This is a genomic window from Kocuria marina (assembly GCF_000786655.1).
GTDB lineage: Bacteria > Actinomycetota > Actinomycetes > Actinomycetales > Micrococcaceae > Kocuria > Kocuria marina_A.
Map to the genome: position 1 here is coordinate 209,363 of NZ_JROM01000021.1, position 12,281 is coordinate 221,643.

11 protein-coding genes and 1 pseudogene are annotated in these 12,281 nt (G+C 70.9%); 7 read left to right on the plus strand and 5 right to left on the minus strand.

Annotation, left to right across the window (positions count from 1 at the left end; all coding sequences use genetic code 11):
• Nucleotides 1-63 precede the first annotated feature (63 nt).
• On the minus strand, nt 64-777 hold the full coding sequence (locus AS25_RS06720) for a DUF3499 family protein (RefSeq protein WP_052160775.1): 714 nt from the start codon (nt 775-777) through the stop codon (nt 64-66).
• A 5-nt stretch (nt 778-782) separates the two neighbouring features.
• On the minus strand, nt 783-1,352 hold the full coding sequence (locus tag AS25_RS15230; RefSeq protein ID WP_052160776.1) for a WhiB family transcriptional regulator: 570 nt from the start codon (nt 1,350-1,352) through the stop codon (nt 783-785).
• Nucleotides 1,353-1,585: 233 nt separating this feature from the next.
• Here AS25_RS15230 and AS25_RS06730 point away from each other — a divergent pair, with 233 nt between their 5' ends.
• Nucleotides 1,586-2,290, plus strand: a complete 705-nt coding sequence (locus AS25_RS06730) for a TIGR03089 family protein (RefSeq protein ID WP_035963668.1) — start codon at nt 1,586-1,588, stop codon at nt 2,288-2,290.
• Here the strand turns inward: AS25_RS06730 and AS25_RS06735 are convergent, their stop codons facing one another.
• Nucleotides 2,291-2,923: a GtrA family protein gene (locus AS25_RS06735; protein ID WP_052160777.1), complete on the minus strand. Its 633-nt coding sequence runs from the start codon at nt 2,921-2,923 to the stop codon at nt 2,291-2,293.
• Nucleotides 2,924-3,161: 238 nt separating this feature from the next.
• Between AS25_RS06735 and AS25_RS06740 the strand changes: the two are divergent.
• From AS25_RS06740 to AS25_RS06755, 5 genes and pseudogenes are all read left to right on the plus strand, one after another.
• Nucleotides 3,162-4,283: pseudogene (locus tag AS25_RS06740) on the plus strand (5-(carboxyamino)imidazole ribonucleotide synthase); the annotation flags it as partial.
• 102 nt (nt 4,284-4,385) lie between these two features.
• Complete coding sequence (gene purE / locus AS25_RS15485; RefSeq protein WP_367379153.1) at nt 4,386-4,892, plus strand: 5-(carboxyamino)imidazole ribonucleotide mutase; 507 nt, start codon at nt 4,386-4,388, stop codon at nt 4,890-4,892.
• 157 nt (nt 4,893-5,049) lie between these two features.
• Complete coding sequence (locus AS25_RS06745; protein ID WP_035963933.1) at nt 5,050-6,762, plus strand: LCP family protein; 1,713 nt, start codon at nt 5,050-5,052, stop codon at nt 6,760-6,762.
• 40 nt (nt 6,763-6,802) lie between these two features.
• Nucleotides 6,803-7,795 (plus strand): lipid II:glycine glycyltransferase FemX, encoded by a 993-nt coding sequence (locus AS25_RS06750; RefSeq protein WP_035963670.1) that lies wholly within the window; start codon nt 6,803-6,805, stop codon nt 7,793-7,795.
• A complete protein-coding gene (locus AS25_RS06755; RefSeq protein WP_035963672.1) occupies nt 7,792-8,547 on the plus strand; it encodes an SDR family NAD(P)-dependent oxidoreductase in 756 nt (251 codons plus the stop codon). Before AS25_RS06750 ends, AS25_RS06755 begins: the two co-directional genes overlap by 4 nt.
• A gap of 131 nt (nt 8,548-8,678) precedes the next feature.
• On the opposite strand, the gene AS25_RS06760 is transcribed toward AS25_RS06755, so the two are convergent.
• Together AS25_RS06760 and glpX are read right to left on the minus strand one after the other, a co-directional pair.
• Nucleotides 8,679-10,250 (minus strand): hypothetical protein, encoded by a 1,572-nt coding sequence (locus AS25_RS06760; protein ID WP_035963674.1) that lies wholly within the window; start codon nt 10,248-10,250, stop codon nt 8,679-8,681.
• A 114-nt stretch (nt 10,251-10,364) separates the two neighbouring features.
• The gene (gene glpX / locus AS25_RS06765) at nt 10,365-11,375 is read right to left on the minus strand and encodes a class II fructose-bisphosphatase (protein WP_035963676.1); all 1,011 of its coding nucleotides are present in this window, start codon (nt 11,373-11,375) and stop codon (nt 10,365-10,367) included.
• Between the two features lie 140 nt (nt 11,376-11,515).
• On the opposite strand from glpX, the gene AS25_RS06770 reads away from it, so the two are divergent.
• On the plus strand, nt 11,516-12,238 hold the full coding sequence (locus AS25_RS06770) for a DUF4245 domain-containing protein (protein WP_035963677.1): 723 nt from the start codon (nt 11,516-11,518) through the stop codon (nt 12,236-12,238).
• The last annotated feature ends 43 nt before the right edge of the window (nt 12,239-12,281 follow it).

The following is a 12,281-nucleotide window of genomic DNA, read 5'->3' on the forward strand; positions in this document are numbered from 1 at the left end:
CGGGGGGAGAACGGCGGCCGTGGGATCCACGGTGTCGCAACCCGCCCGGACGGGGCAACCGGGTTACGGCCGCCGCCAGTGCGGGGTGCGCAGGGCTGCGGGGAGCGGGACGGAACGCGTGCGCTGCCCCACCTGGGCGTTTGCGTTTGCAATTGAGCGCGTCGTTACAGAATAGCCGGTGTTCGCCCCGGAGGGACCCATCGGAACATGACGCGCCGCACGCGCGCCGTTCGGCTTCACGGAACCCGCGGGACCCTCGGTGCCGGCCGCGCTGCGGGCAGAGCTTTCGGGGCCCGCAGCGCCGGTGGGACCGACGGTCCCCGTGGGGCCGCCAGCAGTTGTGGAATCGGCAGCACCGCCGGCCTGCGTGTCGGCATCGCGGCCCCGATAGGAGACGTCGCGCAACACGGGACCGCCCGAGCGGGGCGTCCCCGAGGGCCGGGGAGCACCGGGCGGACGTACAGCGCCCAGGGACGTACCGCGCGCGGTACGCCGGGGGGCGGGGTCCTCATCGGGCCGGACGGCTTCCACGACGGCGTCGAGGTCGTCGTGGTTCCACCCGTCCGGGGACTCGAGGCGCACCACGCGCCACCCCTTGGGTGCCGTGAGGGAGTCGGCGTGCACGGGGCACAGGTCGTACGCGTGCGGTTCCCGCCGCGCGGACAGGGCGCCGATCACCGCGGTGGAATCGGAGTAGACGTAGGTCAGGGTGCACACCGCGTCACGGTTGCACGTCTGCTTGGAACACGTGCGCCGCGGGGTCTCGGGAGCCACCACGGGGTTCAGCGTCCCCGGCGGCGCAGCCTGCGCCGCTCGCGCTCGGACAGGCCACCCCAGATCCCGAACTTCTCGTCGTTGGCCATGGCGTAGTCCAGGCACTTGCCGCTCACGGGGCACGCCTCGCACACGCGCTTGGCGTCCCGGGTGGACCCGCCCTTCTCGGGGAAGAAGGCCTCGGGGTCGGTCTGGGCGCACAGGGCGTCCGTCTGCCACGCGAGCTCACCCTCGGCGTCGCCCTCGCTCACGGAGTACAGCCCGGCCACGGCCTGCCACACGGAGGCGTCCACGCTCTGGACGTCGTGGACCTCAGTGGTGCTCAGATCCTGGGGGGTGCTCACGGGGGGTTGCGGCTCACGCGGCTTCTTGCGGTCGGACCGCAGGAGCACGTCCCCGGCGACCTCGGGGTGGGCGGCCAGGAAGGCCGTGGCGAGATCGTCCAGTGTGGTGACACCCGAGTCCCCCCGGGCTTGATCCACGGGGTCCACGAACCAGTCCACGGGAGCTGCGCCCCCGGTCGTCCCGGGGTCGGAGTCCTCCCGAGCATCGATCTGGCGGCGTGCGGCCTCTCCCATGTCAGTCCTTCCGTCCCACGCGTTCGCTGTTCAAATGCCCTCAACCAGCCCGGTTGTCCCGGCCGAAAACGAGTGCGCCACGTAGGGGCGTACACCGTCGATTTCCAGGTGGACCCCCTAATTACACGCGTGTAAGTCCTACTGAGTCAAGCCGAGTATCCTGGGCTTCCCGGGTCCACCGGCGCGCCGTCCGGGAACCCGTGGTTCCGTCACATACCCTAAGGAGTTTCCTCGTGGGACGCACACCGACAGACCTGGCCCAGGCCCTGCAGACCGTGGCCGAGCGCCCCACCCCCGCTCTGATCTGGCGCGACGGCGCCGAACGGGTCGAGCTGTCCGGGCGGGTCCTCGTGAACTGGGTCGAGAAGGCCGCGGGGCTGCTCGTGGACGAACTCGACGTCAGCGCCTCCGACGTCCTCACGGTCTCCCCCGTGCCCCACTGGCGCCTCACGGTGCTCACGTTCGCGGCGTTACGCGCGGGTGCGCGCGTGGACTTCACGCGTCACCCCGAACCGGATTCGGTGGTCCACGCGTACCCCGAGTCCCACCCGGACGACGACGCCGCGGCGCAGACCCTGCTGGTCGTCGCCGAACCCGCGCTGGCCTTCGAGTGCTCCGGTCCCCTGCCCGAGGGCGCGGTGGACTTCTGCGACGAGGTCCGGGCGCAACCGGACGTGTACGGGGGTTTCGAGAACCCGGAACCGGGCAGTGCGGCCCTACCGTCCGGGCTGACCCACGCGGACGTGCTGCCGCGGGCGCTGGAACGCGCCGGGACCGACCAGGGCACCGTGTACCTGCCGCTCACCGAGGGGTGGACCGAGGACGCGTCCCTGCGGACCCTGGGGATCATCACCGCCGGCGGGGCGGTGCTGTTGACCGCGCGTTCCGAGGACGCCACGGACGACGTCCTGGACCAGGAGCGCGCGACCCGCGGCTGATCAGGACGCGCGGCGCACGTCCTCCTCGGGCACGGTGTCCGCCACCGTGTCCTCGGGCCGCGGTGCCGGGTTCCCATGGTGGGATGCCGGGTCCTCGTGCCGGGGCGCCTTGTCCTCGCGCTGCGGGATCACGGGGATCTGCCCGGTGATGAACGCGAGTTCCTGGTCCGGGCTGTCCGCGAAGTCGGGGTCCTGGTCCAGCTTGGTGCTGAACACCCAGAAGCGGTAGGCGAAGTACCGGAAGATCGTGCCCAGGATGGTGCCGATGATCGTGCCGGAGATGAAGGACGCGGTCGCGGAGGTCAGACCCAGGACGTAGTAGCTGACCCCGAGGCACCCGAGTTCGATCCCCATGCCGATGCCGTTGGCCACCAGGAACTGCACGAGTTCCTTGCGCTTGTCCTCCTGGCGCTTGTCCCGGAAGGTCCACAACCGGTTGGCGATCCACGAGAAGATGATGGCCACGACCGTGGCGACCACCTTGGCCTTGATGTGGCTCTCCGCGAAGTACTCCGTGTGCATGAGCACCCAGACCAGGCCCGCATTGATCCCGAACGCGGCCGCTCCCACCACCCCGAACTTCGCGAGTTCTTTGACGAACAGATTCCACAGCGCGTGTGCGCGATCAATCATTTTGTTCAAGATTCGATCTCAATCTGACGCTCGGGGAAGAGGGATGGGTGGCCGCACCGGCGTGGCCCGCCGCCGATCCGCGACCCGCCACGACACGGATGATGTGGCGTCCGCAGGATGATTGAGTGCATCGTACTCCGAAATGGCTGAACGTCCGCTGTGGCGCTAGCCTGAAACCGTGAATTCTCCCATTACCGGTCCTGTCATTGGTGTGGTGGGCGGCGGGCAATTGGCCCGCATGATGGCCCCCGCCGCCGTCGCTCTCGGCGTGGAACTGCGCGTGTTGGCCGAGGGCCCGGAGGTCAGTGCCGTGGCCGCGGTGCGCACGGCACCCACGGGTGACTACACGGACCTCGCGACCCTGCAGCGTTTCGCCGCGGACGTGGACGTGCTCACGTTCGACCACGAACACGTTCCCACCGACCACTTGCGAGCGCTCGAGGCGCAGGGTGTGGCGGTGCGCCCGGGGCCGTCCGCCCTGGTGCACGCGCAGGACAAGCTCGTGATGCGCCGCGCCGTCGCCGAGCTGGGCCTGCCCAATCCGCAGTGGCAGGAAGTCCATTCATCGCAGGAACTCGTGGCGTTCGGCGAGCGCGTGGGTTGGCCCGTGATCCTCAAGACGCCGCGCGGCGGGTACGACGGCAAGGGCGTGCTCAAGGTGGACGGCCCGCACGACGCCGGCAGCGGCACCGCCGCCGAGTGGTTCGACCGCGCGAACGGCCAGGACGACGGCGCCGGGTTGCTCGCCGAGGAAGCGGTCGCGTTCTCGCGGGAACTGTCCGCAATGGTCGCGCGCCGGCCCTCGGGGCAGACCGTGGCGTGGCCCGTGGTGGAGTCCATCCAGGTGGCCGGGGTGTGCGACGAGGTCATCGCCCCCGCCCCCGGCCTGGATCCCGCGGTGGCCCGCGCCGCGCAGGCCGCCGCGGTCCGACTGGCCGAGGAACTGGGCGTGACCGGGGTGATGGCCGTGGAGCTGTTCGAGACCCCCGGGACGGACGCGGGTTTCGCGGTCAACGAGCTCGCCATGCGCCCGCACAACTCGGGTCACTGGAGCATGGACGGATCCGTCACGGGACAGTTCGAGCAGCACCTGCGCGCCGTGCTGGACTGGCCACTGGGCGCCACGGACGTCGTGGCCGGGGCGGCCGTGATGAAGAACTACCTGGGCGGGGACAACCAGGACCTCTTCGCCGCGTACCCCCAGGCACTGAGCGCGGAACCGCGCGCCAAGATCCACAACTACGGCAAGTCCGTGCGCCCGGGGCGCAAGATCGGCCACGTCAACGTGGTGGGCGGCGCCCACGAGATCCAGCGGTTGCGGGAGATCGCGACCCACGCGGCGAGCATCCTGCGCGACGGCGAGGACCGCGGCGTGCGCCCCACCGACGTCACCGATGCTCCCGAGCAGCAGCCGTGGGGTGCCGTCCCGTCCGGTCAGAGCGAGCCCCCGCAGGTGGGTCTCGTGATGGGATCGGACTCGGACTGGGTCACCATGCGCGCCGCGGCCGAGGCCCTCGAGGAACTCGGTGTCCCGTACGAGGCGGACGTGGTCTCCGCGCACCGGATGCCCACCGAGATGCTCGAGTACGGCCGCACCGCCCACGAGCGCGGGCTGCGGGTCATCATCGCCGGGGCCGGCGGTGCCGCCCACCTGCCGGGCATGCTCGCGTCCGTGACACCGCTTCCCGTGATCGGGGTGCCCGTGGCGTTGAAGACCCTGGACGGGATGGATTCCCTGTTGTCCATCGTGCAGATGCCCGCGGGGGTTCCCGTGGCCACCGTGTCGATCAACGGCGCACGCAATGCCGGTCTGCTGGCCGCCCGGGTGCTGGGATCGGCGCCGGGCGCGTCCGGTCAGGACCTGCGGGGGCGGCTGCGGGACTTCGCCCAGGAGCTCTCGGAGGCGGCGCATCGTAAGGGTTCCGCGCTGCGCGACGCCGTGAGCCGCGGAACCGCCTCCCAGGACTGAGCGCCACCCCCTTCGGGGTGCATTGTCGGCCCGGACCCAGGCGGACAAGGCACAATGATCGGGTCGGGATCCGTTCTCCTCTGGTGGATCCCGACCCGGCGGGCCCGCACCCATGGCCCGTCGCAACACCGACTTCCCCTTCAGCACGGAGTTGCACGTGAACGGATCCAGCGACCGGCCCGACGACGCCGCCCCCCATCCCACGGCCACCAAGGCCTACGAGAGCGTGGCGTCGGGCTCCCACACCGCATCGGACGAGCCGCCCGCGGGCGCCACGGCCGAGCGTCACCCGGACGACGGGCCGCGACGATCGCGGTCCCGCGTGGGGGATCCCCTCAGGAGTCCCCGGTTCGCTGCACCCGCCACCCGCACCAAGCGGGCCTGGTGGCTGCTGGGTGCCACGCTGCTCGTGCCCGGTTCCGCGCAACTCGTCGCGGGTCGGCGCGGCCTGGGGCGGATCGCCGTGCGCGTGACCGCCGTGGTGTGGGCGCTCGTGCTCGCCACCCTGTTGTTGTGGGTCGTGTGGCGCAGCGCGCTGATCTGGTCGCTGACCAACACGGTGACCTCGGCGATGCTCATGTACGGCCTCGTGGCGCTCGCGATCGGGTGGGTGCTGTTGTGGTTCGACACGCTGCGTCTGATCCGACCCGGACTGCTCGGGGACGGTATGCGCCGGGCCGTGGTGCTCGTGACCGTTCTGGCGATGCTCGTGACCGGAGGGGGACTCGGCTACGCGGCGCACCTGGTGTCCGTGGCCCGCAACGCGGTCTCAGACATCTTCGGCGGGGGCATGCCGTTCGCCCCGGCGGACGGGCGCTACAACATCCTGCTCATGGGCGGTGACGCCGGTGACGACCGCGAGGGCCGCCGCCCGGACTCCATGACGGTGCTCAGCATCGACGCGTCCTCGGGGCAGACGGTCACGATCTCCCTGCCCCGCAACCTGCAGAACGTCCCGTTCCCGGCCGACTCCCCCATGAACTCGGTCTACCCCGAGGGGTTCAACTGCGGTGACGAGTGCATCATGAACGCGATCTACACGGACGTGATGCAGAACCACAAGAACCTCTACCCGGACGTCGCGGATCCCGGGGCCCAGGCCACCAAGGAGGCCGCCGAGGGGGTCACGGGTCTGAAGATCCAGGCATACGCGTTGATCGACATGGACGGCTTCGCATCCCTCGTGGACGCCCTGGGCGGGATCGACATCAACGTGGGTGGCCGTGTGCCGATCGGCGGCGGCACCAACTTGGACACGGGGCTGAAGAACCCCATCCTGGGGTGGATCGAGCCCGGGACCCAGCACATGGACGGCTACCACGCCCTGTGGTACGCCCGCTCGCGCGAGGGCGCCACGGACTACGACCGGCAGGCCCGGCAGCGCTGCGTCCAGGCCGCGATGCTCGCCCAGCTCAACCCGGTCACGGTGGCCACCAAGTTCGACGAGCTCGCGAGCTCGGGTCAGCAGATCCTCGAGACGGACATCCCGCGCTCCTCGATCGGGTCCATGGTCTCCGTGGCCACCAAGGCGCAGAACCACCCGCTCGAGGCCTACGCCGCCGGGCCGCCCTACTACGACCAGTCCTTCCCCACCTACCCGGACTACGCGCGGTTCCAGTCCGATCTCGCCCGGGTCCTGGCGAACGCGAACGGCGACGACGCCCAGGCCGCCGGGGGCGCGAGCGGCGACGCAGCGGCGTCGTCCGCCGACACGCCCGGCACCGCGGGTTCCCAGGGTGCGGCGCGAGCGGGCGGGGTGTCCGCGCTGGGCGGCGGTGCGGGCGTCGGGACGGCCGTGGTCGTGCCCGCCGCGCTCAAGGTACCGGCGCAGGAGCAGTTGTCGCCGAACGGGACGTGCTCGGTGCCCTGACCCGGCGCCCCGGACCCGCGCACTCGGTACAGTTGGGGGCGTGGCGAACATCCTGCAGTCCCCCGAATGGGCACGGTTTCAGCAAAGCATCGGACACCGCGTGATCCAGGCGAACGGGCCGGGCTGGCGGTACCTCGCGACCGTCGAGGGCGGGCGCACCGGACGGTACCTGTACTGCCCGTACGGCCCCGAAGCGGACTCCCCGCACGCGTTCGACGCCGCTCTGGCGGACCTCACGGCGCAGGCCGAGGCGCACCGGTGCTGGTTCGTGCGCGTGGAACCCATCAACGGTCATCCCGTGGACGGCCTGGAGACCCCGGAGGCATCGCTCAAGCGACGCGGCATGAAGCTCGCGCCGCGCCAGGTGCAGCCGGGACACACCCAGCTGATCGACCTGCGCAAGGACGCCAAGGACCTGCTCAAGGACATGAAGTCCACCAACCGCAACCTCTACCGCAACATCCACAAGAAGGGCGTGAGCATCGAGCGCTCCGAGGATCCCGCGGACGTGCGGTACCTGCTGACCTTCCTGGACGCGACCGCCAAGCGGCGCAACTTCAACCGGCAGCACGACGATTACCTGCAGGCCGTCGCGGAATCGCTCATGCCCGCGGGTGCCGCGAGCCTCTACCTCGCGAAGCTGGACGGCGAGCCGATCGCGGCCTCGCTCGTGTACGACTCCGATGACACCCGCACCTACGCGCACGCGGCCACGGACCAGACCCATCGCAAGCTCTCGGCGGGGATCCCGCTCGTGGTGACCATGATCATGGACGCCAAGGAGAAGGGGCTCACGTGGTTCGACCTCTTCGGCACCGCTCCCGAGGGCGCGGGTCCCGAACACGAGTGGTACGGCTTCACGTCCTTCAAGAAGTCCTTCGGCGGCGAGCCCGTGTCCTATCCGGGGACGTGGGACCTGCCGGTCTCCCGCGCGGGCTACACCGCCTACGGCGCGGTGCGTGCGGGCCGTGAGACCCTCGGGGCGGCCCGGGGCAAACTGCGCACCCTGCGCGAGCGTAGGGTGGGCGCATGACTCACACAGCCCTGATCACGGGTGCCACCGGTGGCATCGGACGTTCCTTCACCCACGCCCTGCACGAGCGCGGCTACGGCCTGATCCTCACGGGCCGCAGCACCGAGAAGCTCACGGAACTGTCCCAGACCGTCACGGGCGGCACCGCGCAGATCGTGGTCGCGGACCTCGGGACCACCGAGGGGATCGACACCCTCGTGCACGTGCTGGAACGCAACCCCGTGGACCTGCTGATCAACAACGCGGGCTTCGGCAGTCACGGTGAGTTCGCCCACCTGGACCTGGACCACGAGATCGAGGAGCTCACGGTCAACGTCCGGGCCCTCATGACGCTGACCCACACCGCCCTGGGTGCCATGACCGCCGCGGGGCACGGCGCGATCGTGAACATCGCGTCCGTGGCGAGCTTCCAGCCCCTGCCGTCCATGGCCACGTACAGCGCGTCCAAGGCTTTCGTGGACCGGTTCAGCCTCGCCGTGGGTGTGGAGGCCCGCAAGCACGGCGTCCACGTGTTGAGCGTGAACCCCGGTCCCGTGGACACCCAGTTCTTCACGGTCGCCAATGCGCAGGCCATCGAGCTGGGGCGCTCCGCGAATCCTGACGACCTCGTGGCCGCCACGCTCATGGCACTCGACAAGAAGCGTTCCCGACTCGTGTTCCCGCGGGCCTACTACCTCATGGACGCGCTCACGGGTGTGCTGCCGCGGTCGCTCGTCGCGCGTGCCGCGAACGTGGTCTCGGGCCGGAAGTAGTCCCGCCCCGGGCGGGCAACGATCGTCCCGACCGCGCCACGCGACGAGGCATGCCCCTCCATGCACCGCATGCCTCGGCTCGTAGGCGTCGTCCGCGCCGTCGACAGCGTGCGCCGCGGGTCACGACCCGTTCACCAACGGGCGGCATCGCGGACGGCTGCCCGGCCCTCCTCCACGGCGCGACGCACCAGCCCCGCCGCGGCGCTCTGCCGCCACGAATCGACCCGTGTGTTCCGGTCCGTGGCCGGGGCGCCGGTGGTCGGGGTCCCGGCGGATGGAGTCCCGCTGGACGGGGTGGCGTCGGACGGCGCGGTCCGCTTGCGGCGTGCCAACGGACCCGGAAGCAGGCCGGCGATCCTCCCGCCGCGTGATGCATGTGCTGAGCGAGCCGCGTCGGACTCAGGCTGTGCGCCACCCGGGGCCGCGTCCGCGGAGCGCACCAGATCCGGGTCGGCGTCCACCCCGGGGGTCGCCCGGGACGGCGGAGCGGCGTCGTACCCGTCGGTCCGTGCGGTGGGCCGGTCATCGGAGAACCCGAACCCGGACGACGTGCTCCGGGGAGCTGCGGCCTCGGGGGTCGCGGTCTCGAGGCTGGCCGCCTCGGAGGCCGCGCTGCGGGACCGTGTCGGCTCGGGTGCCGCGGGCGACGTCGCCCGGGCCGGGGCGGCGGCGTCGTCGCGGACCGCGGGCTGCTCCGGTAAGAGGTCGTCGGGGGCCGTGTCCTTCGGGCGCCTGCCCAGGAAGCGGCGCCTGGTCTTTTCCACGCGGCCGGCCACCTGGAACTCGCCGAGCAGCGGGTACTCCCACGTGCCGGGGGCCTCGTGCTCCTCGGTCGCGAGCTCGCGCAGCACCATGGGTTGTGAGGGCCGGTCGGGGTCCCCCGCGAGCACCTTGTGCACCTGGCGCTGCTGCAGTTGGACCAGGCCCGTGAGCAGGAGGGCGTCGTCCACGCCCAGCTGGCGGGCGCGATCGGTGAAGCCCAGCCGGTAGATCATGGCGGATTCCCCGGTGTGCACGAACCACAGGTACCCCAGGGCGGTCTCCGTCCCGTGCTCGAGGTGTTCGGTGGCCACGAGGAACACGGAGTTCTCCCCCACGGCGCGTAACAGTTCGCGGATGTACTCGCTGCGCAGGCCCACGTTGGACAGGTCGCGGTCCGAGGCGTGCACCCGGCGCACCCGCACCCCGGAATCGCGCAGCCCGGCGCGGCAACGCTGGAGGGTGTCGTCCGACAACCTCTTGGACAGCTCACCCTCGGTCTCGCCCAGTCGCACGACGAGGTGACGAGGTCCGGCCTCCCCCTTGCGGGGCTTGTCCGCGCGGCGGTAGCCCGCGCCGGTGAGCAGCTCGGTGAGTTCGGGGGTGGCGTCGGTGTCCGGGCTCACCCGTAACACGGCGGCCTCGTGTGCCGTGCGGGCGTGGTCCTGCAACGCGGCCAGGACCTCCGTGAGGTGACGCGGATCCTTGACGTGCAGGGACCGGGCGTCCACGACCGTGTGCAGGTCCTCCCGCAGGATCACCAACTGGCTGTAGCCCACGGTCTGCTGACCCCGGTCCACGGCCACGCGTTCGACCCTGGCGTCCTGGGCGGTCAGGGCCTCGGCGTCACCGATGCCCCACAGCAGTTCGGGGTGTCCGCCCGTGACACGGACCCGGGCGTCCCAGGTCTTCCGATTTCCGCAGGGGGTCACGCTCAGCGCCACGGGGTTTCCTCTCCTCAAGCCCACAACGCGTTCCAGCATAGCCGGGCACATACCGCGCGCGTGCCCTCCCCGACCGGGGTGAACACGCGCGCGGTGTGTAGAGAGTGTCGGGGATCAGCCCTGGTTGCGCTCGTACTTCTCCCACTTCTTGGCCAGGTGCTCGGCCTCGACCATGCGCACCGTGCCCGAACGCGAACGCATCACGATGGACTGGGTAGTGATGGTGCGCCCGCGGTAGCGCACACCGCGCAGCAGGTCGCCGTCGGTGATGCCCGTGGCGGCGAAGAAGCAGTTGTCGGACGTCACGAGCTCGTCCGTGGTGAGGATCCGATCCACGTCGAGTCCTGCGGCGGCGGCCTTCTCCCGCTCGGCGTCGTCCGTGGGGGCCAGCCGGCCCTGGATCACACCGCCGGTGGCCTTGACGGCGCACGCGGTCACGATGCCCTCGGGCGTGCCGCCGATGCCCATCATGATGTCCACGCCGGTGCCCTCACGGCACGCGGCGATCGCCCCGGCGACGTCCCCGTCGAGGATCATGCGGGTGCGGGCACCGGTCGCGCGGATCTCGTCCACGAGGCCCTGGTGGCGGGGGCGGTCCAGGACGCACACGGTGACCTGGTTGGCCTTGACACCCTTGGCCTTGGCCACGAGGTGCACGTTCTGCTTGACGGGCAGGCGCAGGTCCACGAGATCGGCGGCCTCGGGGCCCACCACGAGCTTGTCCATGTAGAACACCGCGGAGGGGTCGAACATGGAGCCGCCGTCCGCCACGGCGATCACGGCTAGCGCGTTGTTCATGCCGAGAGCCGTGAGCCGGGTGCCGTCGATGGGGTCCACGGCGACGTCCGAAGCCGGGCCCTTGCCGTCGCCCAGCTGTTCGCCGTTGAACAGCATGGGGGCCTCGTCCTTCTCGCCCTCGCCGATCACCACGGTGCCGTTGAAGTCCACGGTGGAGAGGAACGAACGCATGGCGTCCACGGCCGCGCCGTCCGCGCTGTTCTTGTCACCGGCGCCCACCCAGTGGCCACCCGCGATCGCGGCGGCCTCCGTGACCCGCACCAGTTCCAAGGCCAAATTCCGGTCCGCCACATTGCCCGCTCTGCTCTGCTGGGTCGCTTCTGCCACGTTGTTCCTCACATTCGAGTTTCGGGTCGCCCCGGTGGCCGCCTGCCGGGCCCCGGCGGCACCACCATGACACGTACGTCCAGCATATCCCCGGGTTCTCAGGATTGGGCCGGTCCCCGGGAGCACGGCACAATGGGTCCGTGAGTTCTTCCGCTTCCGGTCCCGGTGCCGGGTCCTCCCCCGATCCCCGCGACGCGCACGCCGCGCCCGCCTCCGCCGTACCCGACCCCACCGCGGGCGGTCCCGCCGCGCCCGCTTCCGCCGCGGCCGACGACGCCGCCACCCCGGATGCGGACCAGGCGCCGGTCCCGCAGCTCACCCGCAAGCAGGCCTCGCGGATCAACGCACCCATCCGCGGCATGGTCATCTCCATGCTCGTGCTCATTCTCCTGTTGTTGCCGTTTTTGTGGTTGCAGCCCAAGCCCGATGCCCAGCCCTACCGAGCACACGTGGACGTGAGCGAGGAGGCGCGCTTTGCGGGTGACCAGGCCCCGTTCACCCCCGCGGCCCCGGCGTTGGGGGACGGGTGGAGCGCCAACTACGCGCGCTGGGAGGCGCAGTCCCAGGACGGCGTCCCCCTGTGGAACGTGGGTTTCCTCTCCCCCGGTTACCACCTGGTGGACATGGCGCAGACCGCCCGATCCAATCCCACGTGGCTCGCGCAGCGCACCCAGCTGATCCCGCCCACGGACGAGCGCACGGTCAATGGGATCACATGGCAGATCCATCACCGTGACGCGTCGGGCAAGCAGGACGAGTTCACCGCGTGGGTCGGTGAGCTCAAGGACTCCACGGTGGTGCTCAGCGGCCAGGCCCCGAGCGCCGAGTTCGAGCACGTCGCGGGGGCCGTGTCCGGGCAGTGACGCCGGGCAGCGGGACCGGGCGCAGCGACGTCGTCGAACCGAG